Origin of the sequence: Lentzea flaviverrucosa (genome assembly GCF_003350445.1) — a bacterium.
Taxonomy (GTDB): Bacteria; Actinomycetota; Actinomycetes; order Mycobacteriales; family Pseudonocardiaceae; genus Lentzea; species Lentzea californiensis.
Genome location: NZ_QQAU01000014.1, coordinates 45,632 through 62,408, shown reverse-complemented (window position 1 = coordinate 62,408; position 16,777 = coordinate 45,632). Strand labels below are relative to the sequence as shown.

At 68.2% G+C, this 16,777-nt stretch carries 17 protein-coding genes; 7 read left to right on the top strand and 10 right to left on the bottom strand.

The genetic code is table 11. The features are described from left to right. The first annotated feature begins 104 nt into the window (after positions 1 to 104). The 4 genes from DFR72_RS34080 to DFR72_RS34065 all read left to right on the top strand — a co-directional run bounded on the left by DFR72_RS34080 (position 105) and on the right by DFR72_RS34065 (position 3,809). Positions 105 to 1,199: an ABC transporter ATP-binding protein gene (locus DFR72_RS34080; protein WP_090069966.1), complete on the top strand. Its 1,095-nt coding sequence runs from the start codon at positions 105 to 107 to the stop codon at positions 1,197 to 1,199. A 98-nt stretch (positions 1,200 to 1,297) separates the two neighbouring features. Further along, on the top strand, positions 1,298 to 2,209 hold the full coding sequence (locus DFR72_RS34075) for a metal ABC transporter solute-binding protein, Zn/Mn family (protein ID WP_090069967.1): 912 nt from the start codon (positions 1,298 to 1,300) through the stop codon (positions 2,207 to 2,209). Beyond that, positions 2,206 to 2,997, top strand: coding sequence for a metal ABC transporter ATP-binding protein (locus tag DFR72_RS34070; protein WP_090069969.1), 792 nt, complete (start codon positions 2,206 to 2,208; stop codon positions 2,995 to 2,997). The genes DFR72_RS34075 and DFR72_RS34070 overlap by 4 nt, the downstream gene beginning before the upstream one ends. Beyond that, positions 2,994 to 3,809, top strand: a complete 816-nt coding sequence (locus tag DFR72_RS34065; protein ID WP_090069971.1) for a metal ABC transporter permease — start codon at positions 2,994 to 2,996, stop codon at positions 3,807 to 3,809. The genes DFR72_RS34070 and DFR72_RS34065 overlap by 4 nt, the downstream gene beginning before the upstream one ends. A gap of 154 nt (positions 3,810 to 3,963) precedes the next feature. Here DFR72_RS34065 and DFR72_RS34060 read toward each other — a convergent pair whose 3' ends face one another. From DFR72_RS34060 to DFR72_RS34035, 6 genes are all read right to left on the bottom strand, one after another. Further along, positions 3,964 to 5,322 (bottom strand): GGDEF domain-containing protein, encoded by a 1,359-nt coding sequence (locus DFR72_RS34060; protein ID WP_245983736.1) that lies wholly within the window; start codon positions 5,320 to 5,322, stop codon positions 3,964 to 3,966. A 318-nt stretch (positions 5,323 to 5,640) separates the two neighbouring features. Then, positions 5,641 to 6,870: an MFS transporter gene (locus DFR72_RS34055; protein WP_090069972.1), complete on the bottom strand. Its 1,230-nt coding sequence runs from the start codon at positions 6,868 to 6,870 to the stop codon at positions 5,641 to 5,643. A gap of 594 nt (positions 6,871 to 7,464) precedes the next feature. Continuing rightward, entirely contained in the window at positions 7,465 to 8,436 is a 972-nt protein-coding gene (gene rlmB / locus DFR72_RS34050; RefSeq protein ID WP_090069974.1) for a 23S rRNA (guanosine(2251)-2'-O)-methyltransferase RlmB, read from the bottom strand. Positions 8,437 to 8,441: 5 nt separating this feature from the next. Continuing rightward, on the bottom strand, positions 8,442 to 9,836 hold the full coding sequence (gene cysS / locus DFR72_RS34045) for a cysteine--tRNA ligase (RefSeq protein ID WP_090069975.1): 1,395 nt from the start codon (positions 9,834 to 9,836) through the stop codon (positions 8,442 to 8,444). Continuing rightward, positions 9,833 to 10,456: an HAD family hydrolase gene (locus DFR72_RS34040; RefSeq protein ID WP_090069977.1), complete on the bottom strand. Its 624-nt coding sequence runs from the start codon at positions 10,454 to 10,456 to the stop codon at positions 9,833 to 9,835. Before DFR72_RS34040 ends, cysS begins: the two co-directional genes overlap by 4 nt. Before the next feature lie 25 nt (positions 10,457 to 10,481). After that, positions 10,482 to 11,426 (bottom strand): toll/interleukin-1 receptor domain-containing protein, encoded by a 945-nt coding sequence (locus DFR72_RS34035; RefSeq protein ID WP_170176534.1) that lies wholly within the window; start codon positions 11,424 to 11,426, stop codon positions 10,482 to 10,484. 53 nt (positions 11,427 to 11,479) lie between these two features. On the opposite strand from DFR72_RS34035, the gene DFR72_RS34030 reads away from it, so the two are divergent. Then, positions 11,480 to 11,773: a DUF6191 domain-containing protein gene (locus DFR72_RS34030; protein ID WP_211335636.1), complete on the top strand. Its 294-nt coding sequence runs from the start codon at positions 11,480 to 11,482 to the stop codon at positions 11,771 to 11,773. A 32-nt stretch (positions 11,774 to 11,805) separates the two neighbouring features. On the opposite strand, the gene ispF is transcribed toward DFR72_RS34030, so the two are convergent. From ispF to DFR72_RS34015, 3 genes are read right to left on the bottom strand one after another with little or no spacing between them, the layout of a single operon-like run. Further along, a complete protein-coding gene (ispF, locus tag DFR72_RS34025; RefSeq protein WP_090069979.1) occupies positions 11,806 to 12,273 on the bottom strand; it encodes a 2-C-methyl-D-erythritol 2,4-cyclodiphosphate synthase in 468 nt (155 codons plus the stop codon). Next, on the bottom strand, positions 12,270 to 12,962 hold the full coding sequence (gene ispD / locus DFR72_RS34020; RefSeq protein WP_090069981.1) for a 2-C-methyl-D-erythritol 4-phosphate cytidylyltransferase: 693 nt from the start codon (positions 12,960 to 12,962) through the stop codon (positions 12,270 to 12,272). Before ispD ends, ispF begins: the two co-directional genes overlap by 4 nt. Before the next feature lie 34 nt (positions 12,963 to 12,996). Next, positions 12,997 to 13,485, bottom strand: a complete 489-nt coding sequence (locus DFR72_RS34015) for a CarD family transcriptional regulator (protein ID WP_012782996.1) — start codon at positions 13,483 to 13,485, stop codon at positions 12,997 to 12,999. A 260-nt stretch (positions 13,486 to 13,745) separates the two neighbouring features. Between DFR72_RS34015 and DFR72_RS34010 the strand changes: the two genes are divergently transcribed. Next, on the top strand, positions 13,746 to 14,528 hold the full coding sequence (locus DFR72_RS34010; protein ID WP_090069982.1) for a hypothetical protein: 783 nt from the start codon (positions 13,746 to 13,748) through the stop codon (positions 14,526 to 14,528). Positions 14,529 to 14,712: 184 nt separating this feature from the next. Here the strand turns inward: DFR72_RS34010 and DFR72_RS34005 are convergent, their stop codons facing one another. Continuing rightward, positions 14,713 to 15,147, bottom strand: a complete 435-nt coding sequence (locus DFR72_RS34005; RefSeq protein WP_090070082.1) for a hypothetical protein — start codon at positions 15,145 to 15,147, stop codon at positions 14,713 to 14,715. Between the two features lie 154 nt (positions 15,148 to 15,301). Here DFR72_RS34005 and radA point away from each other — a divergent pair, with 154 nt between their 5' ends. Next, positions 15,302 to 16,711, top strand: coding sequence for a DNA repair protein RadA (gene radA / locus DFR72_RS34000; RefSeq protein WP_245983735.1), 1,410 nt, complete (start codon positions 15,302 to 15,304; stop codon positions 16,709 to 16,711). The last annotated feature ends 66 nt before the right edge of the window (positions 16,712 to 16,777 follow it).

Sequence of the window (16,777 nt, the reverse complement as noted above, 5' to 3'; positions counted from 1 at the left end):
GCGCTTACGTTGGCGGGCCCCGAAACGTAAGCGCTTACGTCTGTTCCCGTAAGCGCTTGCAATGCATAACGTCGCGCCCAGACAAGCGGTGAAAGGTGCGTCACATGGCAGAGGTGTCCTACGTCAAGGCTTCGCGGATCTTCTCCGGCAACCCGCCGGTGCGGGCGGTCGACGAGCTCTCCCTCGAGGTGAGCGATGGCGAGTTCCTGGTGCTGGTCGGGCCGTCCGGTTCCGGCAAGTCGACGGCGCTGCGCATGCTCGCGGGCCTGGAGGACATCGACGAGGGCGCCATCCAGATCGGTGGCAAGGACGTCACGAACGTGCCGCCGAAGGGCCGGGACATCGCGATGGTGTTCCAGTCGTACGCGCTGTACCCGCACATGACCGTCGCGGAGAACATGGGCTTCGCGCTCAAGCTGCGCGGTGTGCCGAAGACCGAGATCAAGGCGAAGGTCGAAGAGGCCGCCAAGATGCTCGACCTGCAGAAGTACCTGGAGCGCAAGCCGAAGGCGCTCTCCGGTGGTCAGCGCCAGCGCGTCGCCATGGGTCGCGCCATCGTGCGTGAGCCCTCCGTGTTCCTCATGGACGAGCCGCTGTCCAACCTGGACGCCAAGCTGCGCGTCGAGACGCGTGCGAACATCGCCGCCCTCCAGCAGCGCCTCGGCACCACCACGATCTACGTCACCCACGACCAGGTCGAGGCCATGACGATGGGCCACCGCGTCGCGGTGCTCAAGGACGGCCTGCTGCAGCAGTGCGACACGCCTCGCGCGCTGTACGACCGCCCGGCCAACGCGTTCGTCGCGGGCTTCATCGGCTCGCCGGCCATGAACCTCAAGACCGTGCCGATCTCGGCCGAGGGCGCGAAGCTCGACGGCGTCATCGTGCCGCTGAGCCGGGACGCGCTCGCCGCCGCCGCCGGTCTGGACGAGGTCACCTTCGGCATCCGTCCCGAGGCGCTCGGCATCGTGCCGTCGACCGACGAGGGCATGGACATGACGGTCGAGCTGGTCGAGGAGCTCGGCGCCGACGCGCTCGTGCACGGTGCGGTGAAGATCGGCGACGCGTCGCAGCGCTTCGTCGTCCGCGTCGACGGCCGCACGCCGCCGACCCTGGGCCAGCACGTCAAGGTGGCCGTCCGCGACACCACCGAGATCCACCTGTTCCACCCCGAGTCGGGCGAGCGCCTGGAGGCGTGAGTCACCTCGAAAAGCCCCCGGCGTGACCGTCGGGGGCTTTTTCGTGTCGTAAACTGAACTCGACAACGGTTTCCATTACCTGATCGAGGGACGGCGTGATGACTCTCCGCAACGCTCTGGTCGGCGCTCTCGCCGTCGCAAGCCTGGCCGCCTGCGGCACGACGACGCCGTCCGCCGGTAGCGGCAAGATCGAGGTCATCGCCTCGACGAACGTGTGGGGCAGCGTCGTCAAGGCCGTCGGCGGCGACGAGGTCGACGTCAAGGCCCTGCTGGACGACCCGTCGGCCGACCCGCACTCGTACGAGAGCAAGCCCGCGGACGCGGCACTGGTCAAGGACGCCAAGCTGGTCGTGTTCAACGGCGGCGGCTACGACGACTTCTTCGCCAAGCTGATCACCAGCGACGCCACCAAGAAGATCGAGGCCTTCCCGCTGCGCGACAACCACGCGGAGCCGCAGACCGGGGCGCCCGACGCCGACGGTCACGACCACAGCGTGAACGAGCACGTCTGGTACGACCTGCACACCGTGCAGGCGGTGGCCGAGGCCGCGGCGAACGAGCTCGGCGCCATCGCGCCGGACAAGAAGACGACGTTCGAGAAGAACACGGCGGACTTCACCGCCAAGCTCGAGGAGCTCGAGAAGAAGATCGCCGGCATCGGCCAGGGCAAGAAGGTCGCCGCCACCGAGCCCATCGCGCACTACCTGCTCGACGAGTCCGGTGCCGAGGACGTGACGCCCGAGGCGTTCAGCAAGGCCATCGAGGAGGAGTCGGACGTGCCGGCCGCCGCGCTCGCGGAGATGAACCAGCTGGTCGAGGGCAAGCAGATCGCCGTGCTGCTGGAGAACACCCAGACCGAGAACCAGGTCACGAAGTCGGTCGTCGAGAAGGCCAAGACGGCGGGCGTGCCGGTCGTCGCGGTCACCGAGACGCTGCCCGAGGGCGTGACCGGCTACCTTGACTGGATGAGCAAGCAGGTTGACGAGCTTTCGCGGGCGCTCAAGGCATGAGCGCGATCTCGCTGCGCGGGGCCCGGCTGTCCTACGGGGACAGAGTGCTGTGGGACGGGCTCGACCTCGACGTCGAGCCCGGTGAGTTCCTCGCGGTCCTGGGGCCCAACGGTTCCGGCAAGACCAGCCTGATGCGCGTGCTGCTCGGCTTGCAGCCGCTGTCCGCGGGCACGGTCTCGATCGCCGGCGGCAACCACGCCATCGGGTACATCCCGCAGCAGCGAGCGCTCGACCAGTCCATGACGTTGCGCGGCCGCGACCTCGTCGGGCTGGGCCTGGACGGCCACAGCTGGGGTCTCGGGCTGCGCGGCCGCAAGGAACGCAAGATCCGGGTCGACGCGGCCATCGAGTCCGTGGGCGGCACCCGGTACGCGGACTCGCCCATCGGGGTGTTGTCCGGCGGTGAGCAGCAACGGCTGCGGGTCGCGCAGGCCCTGGTCGGCGACCCGACCGTGATGCTGTGCGACGAACCGTTGCTGTCGCTGGACCTCGCGAACCAGCGGGTCGTGTCCGAGCTGATCGACAAGCGGCGTCGTGAGTCCGACACCGCCGTCCTGTTCGTGACGCACGAGCTGAACCCCGTGCTGCCGCTCGTCGACCGGGTCCTGTACCTGGTGGGCGGGCGGTTCCGCATCGGCACGCCGGAAGAGGTCATGAACTCCCGCACGTTGTCCGAGCTGTACCGCACACCGGTCGAGGTCGTGCGGGTGCGCGACCAGATCCTGGTGGTCGGCGCCGGCGCCTGCGAGGAGCAGACGCACCACCTGTCGGCGGAGGCCGCGTCGTGAGCTTCCTCGACCTGCTCGAACTGGACTTCGTGCAGACCGCGCTGATCGCGGCCGCCGTGCTGGGGCTGGTCGCCGGCGTCCTGGGGCCGCTCGTGGTCACCCGCAAGATGGCTTTCGCCGTGCACGGCACCAGCGAGCTCGCTTTCACCGGTGGTGCTGCGGCGTTGCTGCTCGGCATCGGTATCGGGTACGGCGCGTTGGCCGGGTCGATCATCGCCGCGGTGTTGCTCGGGGTGTTGTCCCGGCGGGAGAGCGACCGGGACTCGGTGATCGGGGCCATCCTGGCGTTCGGGCTCGGGATGGGCATTTTGATGCTCGCGCTCTACAAGGGGCGTGCTTCCAACAAGTTCGGGTTGCTGACCGGGCAGATCGTGGGGGTCGACTCCACTGATCTGAACCTGTTGGTGATCTCGTCTGTTGCTGTGCTGGCTGTGCTTGCGGTGATCTACCGGCCGTTGTTCTTCGCTTCGGTGGACCCGGATGTGGCTGTGTCGCGTGGGGTTCCGGTTCGGGCGTTGTCGATCGTGTTCGCTGTGCTGGTGGGTGTTGCCACGGCGTTGTCGGTTCAGGTCGTTGGGGCGTTGCTGGTGCTGGCTTTGATGATCACACCTGCTGCTGCCGCCATGCGGATCACCGCTTCGCCGTTGCGGGCTACGGTTTTGTCCGTGGTTTTCGCCGAGGTTGCGGCTGTTGGTGGGATTTTGTTGTCGTTGCAGCCTGGGTTGCCGGTTTCTGCCCTGGTCACCGCTGTGAGCTTTGTGATCTATCTGGTTTGTCGTGGGGTTGGGGCTGTTCAGCGTCGGTCCGCCTGATCCTGGGGCTCCGCCCCGGACCCCGCCAATCTGCTCTGAAGCCGGGGTCCACGCCGTGCGCGGGTTGATGGCACGCCTGTTGCGTTGGGCGGAGTTGCGTTGCGTAGATGGGCACCCCACCCGGACGCCTTCGGCTTCGCGTTCGACCTGGCTGCTAGGCCGTGCGTGTGGTGATCGGCTTGGTCGCGTCGTCCTGGCGGGGGGCGGGCATCAGGCGTGGCGGGATGTCCAGGCCTGCCACTCGTACCTGGTTGCGGCCGTTCTCCTTGGCCTTGTACAGGGCGGCGTCCGCCGAGTGCTGGGCCGTTGCCATGTCCGGGCCGTTGTCCGGGATCACCGCCACGCCGATGGAGGCTGAGATCGCCTGCAGCGACTCGCCTTCCGGTTCTGGAGGTTGGATCTCGCGGCCGTAGAGCGTGACCACGTTGCGGTGCTTGTCCGTCGTCGGGACTGCCAGGGAGCCGATGGCCTCGCGGATGCGTTCGGCGATCGTCACGCCCTGCGCTACCGGGGTGTCCTTCAGCGCCACTACGAACTCCTCGCCGCCGTCGCGGCCTGCCACGTCTCCTGGACGGAGCTTTTCGCGGAGGATTCTGCCCACCTCCGCGAGTACGGCGTTGCCCGCGGGGTGGCCCCAGGTGTCGTTGATGCGCTTGAAGTGGTCCAGGTCGATGACGAGGACGGTCATCGGTTCGCCGTCCAGGCGGCAGCGTTCGGCCAGGCGGCCCGCGTACTCGGTCAGGCCGTTGGTGTTCAGCAAGCCCGTCCGGTAGTCGGTGTGGGCGTCTGCGGCCAGGCGCTGGTGCAGTTGTTCCTGCTCGCGCAGCAGGCGTTCCAGGCGGGTGCGGCGTTCTCCTGCCCGCGAGAGCAGGGCGTTCACGAGGATCACCGGGACCGTGAGCAGAAGTGGGCCCACCCAGTGGCTCGTCATCAGCATTCCGAGCATGGCGCCGGCGCCGAGGGTGCTCATTTCGAGCATGTTGTCGACCTTGGAGCCCAGGAAGTCCAGGACCTTCGAGTTCGGCGTCACGATCTTGAAGGCGGCCGCGACCGTCATCACCTGGACGAACCAGTAGACGACTGCGGCTATCGCGAGGATCAGGACGAGGCTCAGGTCCGTCGGGACGTTGCCGGTGGCTGCCAGGGACACACCTGACAGGTGCACCAAGGCCCAGGACAGGAGTGTGGAGGCGAGCATGGAGGCGGTGCCGAAGACGAAGCGGTACGGCTGACGTCGGGCGATCGGCTGGATCAGGATGCGCATCCAGATCGTGGCGATCACGGCCAGGCCGCCTGGGAGTGCCACCGCGGCGGCGAAGGTCCAGACAGAGGTCAGGTCGATGTGCGGGCCCGAGGCCTCGTTGCGGCGCGCCTCTTCGGCTCTGCGCACCACGGTCAGATGGATGGTGATCGCGGCGATGAGCGCGCCGAAGCGGAGCCAGTCGTCGGTCGAGACCGCGGTGAGCCTCGTCAGAAGCCAAATGGCGGCTACGGCTACGGCCGCTTCGAGCACGAAAAAGTATGCGATCGCACTAGGCGCAACGGTCCAAAGGTCCCAGTTGCGAATCGGAGTCAAGCCGAGTGCCCGCGATCGCCTGCGATCAGTCAAACTGTTCTTCACCACGACCCCCTACGCTCATGGCACTTCATGAGCTAAGCCGCCGCTGACCAGGTCGTAGACCACCACGCTGCCGCTCTTCGCAACGAGGAGGTGTCCTTCCATGTGCAACCGAGACTTCTGAACGCCACCCTTCCTCTACCCGGCTTCAATCTCGCACCTCGATCATCATGGTGCCTCAAGACGGATATCGCTATTGGTGACCGTTCTGTTTCAGATTGCCACCGCCTTCGTGTCGTCGCGGCCTCGAGCACGTCTCCACGCGAAGGTCGCCTGCGTCGCCAGCAGCAGTCCGATTCCGCCCGCTCCCGCGATCGTGGCCGTCACCGATCCGATGGAACTGGCGACGACACCGGCCAGCGCCATTCCGCCGCCCTGGCTCGAACGCAACGCCGCGCGCCCAATGCCATAAGCCCTTCCGCGGTACTGGTCCGGTAGGAGCCTCATCCACGCCGAACGAGCGGGTGTGTGATAAGCCCCGCCTATACCGGCGAACACCAGCAAAACGATCGTCCAGGTCAGGTTCGGGTTGAAAGCGAACAGGATCAACGGCGCCAGCGACAGGATCGCCAGCGGACCGATGAGACGTTCTCGCTTCGCCGGATCCCGGACGAGGCGGAAGAGCAGCGCCACGCCCAGCACGTTCGCGGCGGGTTCGATGGCGAGGATCAGGCCGACCGCCCAGACCGCGTTCAGACTGGCCGCCAGGGGGATCGCGAGGCCTTCCGGGACCATTGCCAGGCCCGCCAGCAGACGGACGCCCAGCAGGGTCCTCAGACGCGGCTCGGACACCATCAGCGTCAGCACGCCGCGGGGTTGTTCCTCGTCGTCCTTCTTCTTGCGGCCCAGCGGGTCCGCGGCCGGACGGTGCTTCACGGACGTCTGCACCAGGATCGCCAGAGCGGCGAACGTGACGGCGTTGACCGCCAGCGCCAGGCCCGGGCTGGTGTGCGCGACGAGGAAGCCGGCGGCCGCGAGGCCTGCCATCTGGGCTATGTCGACGGACGTGCCGAACAGCGCCACCCCGTCGTCGTAGCGCTGGGGTGGCAGCACGTGCGGGAGGCTCGCCTCCTGGGCGGCGAGGTACGGCGAGGAGATCGCCAGGACCACCACCAGCAGCACGATCATCGCCCACAGCGGCATGCCGGGAATGGCCATCGCGGCCATGAACGCCGCCTGCAACCAGGCCGTCGTCACCATTACCGTGCGTCGCGGGAACCGGTCGGCGACCCAGCCGAGCAACGGGCCCGAAATCAACGGCGGGAAGAGCGTCAGCGACCACGTGAGGGCAGTCGCGGCAACGGATCGTGTTCGCTCGAATACGAGCAGTGATAGTGCGACTGCGGCGAGTTGGTCACCGGCGGTCGAAACGGTCGATCCGATCCACATGGCGCGGAACTCGCGCAAACCCACGAGCTCGCGCAGGGTGCCGCGGGCCGTCATGCGGTACCTCGCGGGGCCGCCGCCCGCGCGCGGCGAATCGGGACGTCCCGATTCGTCCTACGCCGAGTCACGTCGCCCCCGCCGGTGGTAATCAATTCCTATCGACAATCACGGTAGAAGCTGCCTGACCGTTCAACGTCTGTCCTACCACAGTGTGTACCTAAACGGAGCAGAGCAGTAACCTAAAGTAGTTACAATAGCGAAACGTGGTCCTGATCTTCTTGACAGTTGACCTGGGTGTCGCCTGATTGGACCCCAAATGGTCACGTTGAGTGTCAGCTGGTGCCAAACGGATGTCCGCAGCTCCGCCAACCGGTCCAACCAGCCACGACTCCTGCGCCGCCGGACAGGCGAATTGCGATCGAGATGAAGGTACCCGCGCCCGGGAGTGGCGCGAAATAGGCCACGCGGTTTGTCATCCTGATCAGTGATGCAGTTCTGGCAAGTGTGGAGATCTCGTTTCCCCGCCTGCGTGACGAAACCGGTTTCGCAGGCGGGAAAACGATCACTAACGTCGGCAATGAACGCGCTTAGCGTCGTGCGCCGGCCGATAACGTCAGACAACCGTCGGACAAGCCCCGTCAGTAGGGTTTTTCAGCCCTTGGCCGCGATGCGGCGGCGGCGGGCGACCTCGGCCAGCACGACACCGGCCGCGACGGACGCGTTGAGCGACTCGACGCGGTTGGCCATCGGGATCGACACGGTCTGGTCGCAGGTCTCCTTGACCAGACGACCGAGACCACGGCCTTCCGAGCCCACCACGACGACGAGCGGGCTCGTCGCGAGGTCGAGACCGTCGACGTCGACGTCACCGTCCGCGTCGAGGCCCACGATCATCAGGCCCGCCTCCGCCCAGTCGCGCAGCGTGCGGGTGAGGTTCGTGGCCATCGCGATCGGGATCTGGGCGGCCGTGCCCGCGCTGGTGCGCCAGGCGACCGCCGTCATCGACGCGCTGCGGCGCTGCGGCACCACGACGCCCTGCGCGCCGAACGCCGCGGCGGACCGCACCACGGCACCCAGGTTGCGCGGGTCCGTCACGCCGTCGAGCGCCACCAGCAACGGTGGCGCGCTGGAGTGCTGAGCCAGTTCGAGCAGCTCGTCCGGGGTCGCGTACTCGAACGGCGGCACCTGCAGGCCGAGACCCTGGTGCATCGCGCCGCCGGTGATCCGGTCGAGCTCACCGCGGGACACCTCCAGCACGGAGATTCCCCGCTCGGCGGCCAGGCGCACGGCCTCGGCCACGCGGTCGTCCGCGTCGATGCCCAGAGCCACGTACAGCGCCGTCGCGGGAGTGCCCGCGCGCAGGCACTCGACGACGGGGTTGCGGCCCGCCACGGTCTCCGCGGTGGCCTTCTCCTTCGTCTGCCGGCGGTGGGTCTTGCTCGCGTCGATCTTCGCCGCCACCTTGGCCCGCTTGTAGGCGGGGTGGTACGGGCGCTCGGTCGCCTTCGGCGTCGGGCCCTTGCCGGTCAGGCCCTTGGACTTCTGCCCGCCGGAGCCGACGACCGCGCCCTTCTTCGAGCCCGGATTGCGCATCGCGCCCTTGCGCTTGGAATTGCCAGCCACGGAAGTCAGTCGTCCTTCAAAGTCCACTGCGGACCGTCGGGGGTGTCCTCGACGGCTATGCCCGCGTCGTGCAGCTGGTCGCGCAGTGCGTCAGAGCGCGCGAAATCCCTGCTCTTGCGGGCTTCCTGGCGTTCGACGAGAAGTCGGTCGACCAGGGTGGTCAACGCCTGTCGCATGCCGAGGTCGGCAGACGACGCGTCGTTCCACTTCGGCGACAACGGGTCGACGCCGAGGATGTCAGCCATCCGGCGCACGCACTCGGCGGCCGCACGGGCCGTCTCGTGGTCGCCGTCGGCGAGTGCGGTGTTGCCCTGGCGCACCTTGTTGTGCAGTGCCGCCACGGCTTGGGGCGTGTTCAGGTCGTTGTCCATCGCCACGACGAAGTCCGGGCACATGTCGCCGCGCAGCTCGATTGGTCCGAGCCGCTCGACGACACGCCGCAGGAACGACTCGATCCGGCCGTACGCCGACACCGCCTCGTCCAGCGCGCCCTCGGAGTACTCGATGTGCGAGCGGTAGTGCGGCGCCACCAGGTAGTACCGCAGCTCCTGCGCGCGGACCTTGTCCAGCATCGCGGGGATGGAGACGGTGTTGCCGAGCGACTTGGCCATCTTCTCGCCGGCCAGCGTCACCCAGTAGTTGTGCATCCAGTAGTTCGCGAAGCCGTCACCGGCCGCGCGCGACTGGGCCTGCTCGTTCTCGTGGTGCGGGAAGATCAGGTCGAGCCCGCCGCCGTGGATGTCGAACGTGCCGCCGAGGTACGTCGTGGCCATCGCCGAGCACTCCAGGTGCCAGCCGGGCCTGCCGTCGCCCCACGGCGTCGGCCAGGACGGCTCACCGGGCTTCGCGGCCTTCCACAGCGTGAAGTCGCGCGGGTCGCGCTTGCCGCGCACCGCCGTCTCACCCTGTTCCACGCCGTCGAGCCTCTGCCCGGACAGCGCGCCGTACTCGGGGAACGAGCGCACGTCGAAGTAGACGTCGCCGTCGACGTCGTAGGCGTGGCCCTTGTCGATCAGCCGCTGCATCAGCTCGACCATCTGCGTGACGTGCCCGGTGGCGCGCGGCGCGTACGACGGCGGCAGGCAGCCCAGCGCGTCGTAGGCGTCCTCGAAGGCGCGCTCGTGCGTGTACGCCCACTCCCACCACGGCCGGTCGTGCTCGGCGGCCTTGGCGAGGATCTTGTCGTCGATGTCGGTGACGTTGCGGACCAGCGTGACGTCAGCGCCGTCGCGGGCCAGCCAGCGGCGCAGGACGTCGAAGTTCAGGCCGCTGCGCACGTGCCCGATGTGCGGCACGCCCTGCACGGTCGCCCCACACACGTAGATCGACGCCGTTCCGTTGACCTGCGGGTGGAACTCCCGCATGGACCGGCTCGCCGTGTCGTAGATGTGGAGGCTCACACGGGAATGGTACGGGCCACATCCAAAAGAGCGTCCGGGCGGTCACTCGTCGGAACCGGGTTGACGAGCCGGAAGGAGCAACCGATCGCCTCCGCCCCGCCGTCCGCCTCCTCGCTGTCACCGACCATCACGGCGGCGCGGGGATCGACGCCGAGCCGTTCGCACGCGGTGGTGAAGATCTTCGGGTCCGGCTTGATGACGCCTTCTTCGTAGGAGAGCACGAACTCGTCCACGAGGTGCGTCAGGCCGTGCAGCTCGAAGACGCTGCGGATGTCCCAGCCGATGTTGCTGACGACGGCGACGGGGACGTCCTTCAGGTGCTCCAGCGTGGCCTTGGTGTCCGGGTAGGGCACCCACGACTCCGGGACCAGCAGCTGGTCGTAGAACGCCTCGGCATCGGCCACCAGCGCGTCCTGCAGGACCCTGACGTGGACCCAGCGGTGGACGTCGGGGTCGAGGTCGCGGCGGTGCCAGGCGTCCGCGAGTTCGGGGTCCATGCCGTCGGCGATGCCGACCGGGGCCGTGAGGGCACGCATCAGGGCACCGTTGGACTCGAGCTCGGGGTGCTCGAGTCGGAACAGCGTGCCGGAGAAGTCGAAGAGCGCGGCGCGGATCGTCACGCCCCCGACTCTACGTGCAGAACGGCTAGGTGGTCTGGACCTTTTCGAGCTCAGCCTCGAGGGGCAGCCTGTCGTAGGCGAGGGTGAGCTCCAGGTCGCCCGCACCGCGGTCGCTGGCGGCCGCGAACTCCTCGACGAACTGCTCGATCTGCTTGAGCGGCTGGTCGGCGAGCTGTGCGGCGGTGGCGTAGAGGGCGGTGAACCGGTCCGGCGTCGTGGTGCCGCGCAGGTCGGCGGCCCAGTCGAGCAGGTTCTCGTACTGCTCCACGAAGCGGTTCGCCAGCAGGCGGATCTTGTCCTTGTCGCCCGGCCGGCCCGCCGGTCCGAACGCCCACTGCTGCTTGCCCGGCGAGAGCAGGTCCGAGATGCTGTTGATGATCCCGTCGAACGTCCGCGCGCGGGCCGTGAAGTAGTCCAGCGCGTCGGTGTCCGTGGTGATCGTCCGCCCGGCCGCGGCGAAGCCCATCTCGTGGCTGATCCGCTTGTCCTTGAGGTTGCGCATGTGCAGCCCCACGGTGTCGGAGAACAGCTGGTACTCCCAGCCCGCCGGCGGCGCGGCGACCGCGGTCCCGACCTTCTTCGCGATCATCACGGCCAGCTCGTGCGGGGTGAGGCGGCGCAGGTCGAGGTAGCCGGTGCCCACCCGCAGCGCCGGGAGGTCGGTGTCGTCGAACCGGACCGGCAGCACGTACTCGGTGTCGGAGATCAGCGCGCGGTCGAACGCGGACTGCCGCTCGTGCTTGGTCCACATCTTCCTGGCGTAGTGCTCCGACACGAACATCACGCAGAAGCGCGAGTCGTGGCGGTAGATCTGGTCGAGGTGCTCGATGAGGTTCTTGCCCCAGAGGTCGGCTTGCTCGTCGGTGTCGTAGAAGCGGGTCACGCCCAGTTCGGTGAGGTGGCGGGCCACCTCGTCGACGTAGGGGCGGTCTTCGCCGGCGAAGGAGAGGCACACGTCGTACTTGGGCACGAGGCGCATGGTAGTGGCGGGAACCACACCGCCGTGCGGGGAGTTGGGTAGGTATGAGCCTGGGGTTCCTCTTCGCGATGTCGTTACCCGCTCTGGTGGCGGCGTTGTTCCTCCTCGCCGTCGTCGAGAGGTTCTTCCGCGGCAGGAGGGGAACGCCGATGGCGACGGCCGGGATCGGCGAGCTCGGCGCCACGTTCGAGGCGGGCAAGCGCGACGAACTGGAGTTCCGCAAGGAGGAACGGCAGCTGCGCGACGACGAGGGCGACCACGCGCCGCCGCGCAGCCGGGTGGACCTCGACGGCGGCACGGCCGTGCTGAAGGTGCCCGCGCAGAGGCAGCCCAGTTAGGGGCCGGGCACCGGTTCGGTTGTCCTCGTTCGTCAGGTCACGGGGAACAGCAGGGCTGTCGCGATCGCCGCGATGCCCTCGTTCCGCCCGGTGAGACCGAGGCCGTCCGTGGTGGTGCCGGCCACCGAGACCGGGCCGCCGACCGCGTCGGAAAGGGCTTGCTGGGCCTCTTCGCGGCGCTTGCCGATGCGCGGCTGGTTGCCGATGACCTGCACTGTGGCGTTTCCCACACGAAAGCCGGCCTCCTCGACGAGGCGGCGCACCTCCGTGAGCAGGACCACGCCGTGCGCGCCCGACCAGCGCGGGTCCGACGTGCCGAAGACGGCGCCCAGGTCGCCCAGGCCCGCCGCGGACAGCAGTGCGTCGCACAGCGCGTGGGAGGCCACGTCGCCGTCGGAGTGACCTGCACACCCGTCGACGCCTTCCCACAGCAGGCCGGCGATCCAGCACTCACGACCCGCTTCGATCGGGTGGACGTCGACGCCCTGGCCGATCCTCACTCCTGGCCTCCGCTGAACAGTGCTTCCGCGACCGCGAGGTCGAACGGGGTGGTGATCTTCATGGCGTGGGGGTGACCGGGAACCGTGTGGACCGGGACACCGTTCTTCTCGACGAGACCTGCGTCGTCAGTCGCGGCGATACCGGAGCGATAGGCGGCTCTGAGAGTCTCTGCGCGGAAACCCTGCGGGGTCTGCACGACCCGCAGCGCTGCTCGATCAGGTGTGGAGACGACCACTCCGGCCTCGTCCACCTGCTTGATCGTGTCGGCGACCGGGAGCACGGGGATGACGGCGTCGTACCCGCCGCGCACGGCGGCGACGACACCGGCGATGACCTCGGGAGGGGTGAAGGCACGAGCGGCGTCGTGGACCAGCACGATCGAGGTGTCCGGGATCACGCGGAGCGCGTGGTCGAGGGCGAGGCGCACCGAGTCGGTGCGTTCGGAGCCCCCTGAAAGCACGTGCACCGCCCCGCCGGCCGGGGCCAGCGAGGCGGTTGCGGTGTGCACTTGATCCACATCGGACGGAGGGGCGGCGATGACCACGTGCTGAACCTGGCCTGATGCGAACAGACCCTGCACGGCACGCGTCAACAGCGGTACACCGTTGACCGGCACGAGCGCCTTGGGCATCCCGTAGCCCAGACGCTCACCTCGCCCTGCCGCGGGCACGAGCGCGACAACACTCATGTTCGCGACTTACGTCCGATGCTCTTGGTGAAAATTACGAGGCGGTGGCGAGAACTTCGTCGAGGAGAACCTCGGCCTTGTCCTCGTCGGTGCCCTCGGCCAGCGCGAGCTCGCTGACCAGTATCTGCCGCGCCTTCGCCAGCATCCGCTTCTCGCCGGCGGAAAGCCCGCGATCCTTCTCGCGCCGCCAGAGGTCGCGCACCACTTCCGCAACCTTGTTCACGTCGCCGGAGGCGAGCTTCTCAAGGTTGGCCTTGTACCGCCGAGACCAGTTGGTCGGCTCCTCGGTGTGGGGAGCACGCAAGACCTCGAAAACCTTGTCGAGCCCTTCCTGGCCGACAACGTCACGCACGCCTACGATTTCGGCGTTGTCAGCGGGAACCCGAACGGTGAGGTCGCCCTGCGCTACCTTGAGAACGAGGTACTTCTTCTCCTCGCCCTTGATCACGCGGGTCTCGATTGCTTCGATGAGAGCGGCACCGTGGTGCGGGTAGACGACGGTCTCTCCGACCTTGAAAACCATGTGTCCTCTGCCCCTTTCGATGCCTCCATCCTAACACGTCCAGCAACCCTCCGATTGCTGCTCGAAGATCCGTTAGTGCTGGTCAGGGCCATGCGGGGGGTTGACAAACCACCTGTTCGCGTGCAAGGTACGTCCCATCGAAGATCGACTGGCAGCCCGTCGCGTCCTCGATTCGGGTCCCGGTTAGGCTCCTTGCCTGGTGGTTGTTCCCTAGGAAGGACGCTGGAGCCGTGAATTCAGGAGTGTCTCGCCGGTTTATCGTGACGGCAGCGCTGGCCGCTGGCCTCGGCCTGGTGGCGGTCGGCTGCAGCGCCGGTCAGGTCACCCAGACCGACACCCAGGTGGCCGCCGTCGACGGTGCGAGCGGCAACGCCGGCCCGATCGCGGTGCGCAACGCCATGCTCGCCTTCCCCGCGGACGGCAACCGGTACAAGGACGGCGAGGACGCACCGCTGACCTTCGTCATCGCGAACACGGGGTCCACCCCGGACAAGCTGCTGTCGATCAAGACGGACGCCTCCGAGGCCGAGGCCGAGATCGTCGGCTCGAAGGACCTGCCGGCGCAGTACGCGCTGCGGGCCGAGTACGACGCCTCGAAGGCGCCGACGAAGACCTCCACGCCTTCGTCCTCCGCCGCTTCGTCCTCGTCGGTCGTGCCGACCTCGGGTGTCCCGTCGTCGAACGCGGGCACGCCGTCGTCCAACGCCGGTACCCCGTCCTCGAACTCGGGCACGCCGTCCTCGGGCACGCCGTCCTCGGGCGCGTCGTCGACCGGTACGCCGTCCTCCGGTGCTCCCTCGTCGGGCGCGTCGTCGACCGGCCGTCCGTCGAACTCCTCCGCCGCGCCGACGGCAGTGGACCCGGACCTCGAGGTGCTGCAGATCCGCTGCACGCTCAAGAAGCTGAACCGCGAGGTCGTGGCGGCCCAGACCATCAAGATCACGTTCCTCTTCGAGAAGGCCGGCTCGCTGACCCTCGAGGTGCCCGTGGCGCCGTCCGACCACAAGCGCACGAGCGAGAACCACGAGTCCGGCGGCCACTGAGTTTCTGGTCGCTGCTTCGCAGACTCCGGCTCGTTCGCCGGGAAGCTGGTCATCCGCCCGCCGCTTCGCCCCGATTGGGCTTCGCCGAATCGAGACGAAGAGGCGAACGGATGACCAGCGCGAACTCGCGACAACATGAAACGCCGCCTCCTGGCTTCAGGGGGCGGCGTTTTGGTGTTCGGGGTCAGGAGGCCTGCAGCATCGGGCGGAACTTGTCGCGGTAGGCCCACGCCAGGCCGATCTCGGCGGCGACCACGAGCAGCGCCATGACCATGCCGCTGGGCTCCAGGAAGACGTGGAACAGGAAGATGTTCACGACCATCGGGGCCAGCATCGCCAGTGCCAGCGGCACGAACCGGCCGATGATCAGCAGGAGCCCGGAGAGCAGCTGGACGCCGGACGCGAGCTGCAACATGTACCCGGTCGCGTAGAGCGCGGCGCTGAAGGCCACACCTTCGGGTGCCATCGTGCTGGGGTCCGGGGCGGGCATGAACATGATGAAGCCGTTCAGGCCGGTCGTGGCGAACAGCAGGCCGGTCAGCACGCGGGTGACGACGGTGGCGTAGCGGCCGAGGGCGAACTTGCGGGTCTGCGTCGCGGAAACGGTTGCGGTGCTCACTGTGTCCTCCAGGTGTGTCGTGTCCTTCCACTGATGCGTCGAACGGGCCTCCCGCCGGATCGACAAACCCGCCGAAAAATCTTGGAAGTTTTGTCGATCGCCCTCTGACCTGCGGCGCGAGTTTCTGTCGGTGCTGTGCTCTAACGTTCGATCTGTGGCGAAGACAGCGCGGCCGATCTTCCGTTGTGCCGAGTGCGGGCACGAGGTGGCGAAGTGGTTCGGCCGCTGCCCCGAGTGCCAGGCCTGGGGCAGCATCGAGGAACGAGGCACCGCGTCGGTGACGCGGGTGGTGGCGGGCGCGCCCACGTCGGCCGCCCGGCCGATCGGCGAGGTCGACATCGAGTCGGCGAGGGCGCTCTCGACGGGCGTCAGCGAGTTCGACCGGGTGCTCGGCGGCGGACTGGTGCCGGGTGCCGTCGTGCTGCTCGCCGGTGAGCCCGGCGTGGGCAAGTCGACGTTGTTGCTGGAGACGGCGCACCGGTGGGCCGAGTCGCACGGGCGTTGCCTCTACGTCACGGGTGAGGAGTCGGCGGGGCAGGTGCGGCTGCGCGCCGAACGCACCGGCAACCTCCACCCCGAGATGTACCTGGCGGCCGAGAGCGAGCTCAGCGCGTTGCTCGGGCAGGTCGACCAGGTGAAGCCGTCGATGCTGATCGTCGACTCCATCCAGACCATGTCGACGGTGAGCGTCGAGGGCGTGCCCGGCGGCGTCACGCAGGTGCGCACCGTCGCATCAGGACTGATCGCGATGGCCAAGGAACGCGGTCTTCCGGTTGTCCTGGTTGGACACGTCACGAAGGACGGATCCGTTGCGGGGCCCCGGGTTCTGGAGCACCTGGTCGACGTGGTGCTGCAGTTCGAGGGAGATCGCCACTCCAGTCTGCGGCTGTTGCGAGGCATCAAGAACCGCTACGGCGCGGCCGACGAGGTGGGCTGCTTCGAGCTGCGCGACGACGGCATCGCGTGCGTGCCGGACCCGTCGGGGCTCTTCCTCACGCGGCGCGAGAAGGCCGTCGAGGGGACCTGCGTCACGGTGATCGTCGAGGGCAAGCGGCCGATGCTCGGCGAGGTGCAGGCGTTGGTGGCCAAGACGAACCTGCCGGCCCCCCGGCGTGCGGTGAGCGGGCTCGACTCGGCCCGGATCTCCATGGCGCTGGCCGTGCTGGAGAAGCGCGGCAAGGTCAACCTGTTCCAGAAGGACGTCTTCACCGCGACCGTGGGTGGCATGCGCCTGGTCGAACCGGCCGCCGACCTCGCCGTGGTGCTGGCGGTGGCGTCGGCCGAACGCGAGATCGCCCTGCCGGCCGACCTGGTGGTGCTCGGTGAGGTCGGGCTGGCCGGTGAGATCCGGCGCGTGAACGGCGTCGGCAAGCGGCTCAGCGAGGCCGCGCGGCTCGGGTTCAAGAAGGCGCTGGTGCCGCCGGACCACGGGCCGCTGCCGGACGGGGTGCGGGCGCTGGTGGCGAACGACCTGGTGTCGGCGCTGGAGTTGCTGGGGCTGAACCGCAGGCGCAGCAGCAAGGGTGACGACAAGAGCAGCGACAGCGAGGGTGACGACGGCTGACTCGCTGCCGCGCCAAAGGGACGCGGTGGCGCGGGCGACGCACGGCGGCCTTGCGAGGTGACGCGG

Excerpts from the sequence above, each read along its gene's own strand:
- DFR72_RS34080 (WP_090069966.1), top strand. The coding sequence starts at position 105 with ATGGCAGAGGTGTCCTACGTCAAGGCTTCGCGGATCTTCTCCGGCAAC.
- DFR72_RS34070 (WP_090069969.1), top strand. The coding sequence starts at position 2,206 with ATGAGCGCGATCTCGCTGCGCGGGGCCCGGCTGTCCTACGGGGACAGA.
- DFR72_RS34030 (WP_211335636.1), top strand. The coding sequence starts at position 11,480 with ATGAGCCTGGGGTTCCTCTTCGCGATGTCGTTACCCGCTCTGGTGGCG.
- DFR72_RS34075 (WP_090069967.1), top strand. The coding sequence starts at position 1,298 with ATGACTCTCCGCAACGCTCTGGTCGGCGCTCTCGCCGTCGCAAGCCTG.
- DFR72_RS34055 (WP_090069972.1), bottom strand. The coding sequence starts at position 6,870 with ATGACGGCCCGCGGCACCCTGCGCGAGCTCGTGGGTTTGCGCGAGTTC.
- DFR72_RS34015 (WP_012782996.1), bottom strand. The coding sequence starts at position 13,485 with ATGGTTTTCAAGGTCGGAGAGACCGTCGTCTACCCGCACCACGGTGCC.
- ispD (WP_090069981.1), bottom strand. The coding sequence starts at position 12,962 with ATGAGTGTTGTCGCGCTCGTGCCCGCGGCAGGGCGAGGTGAGCGTCTG.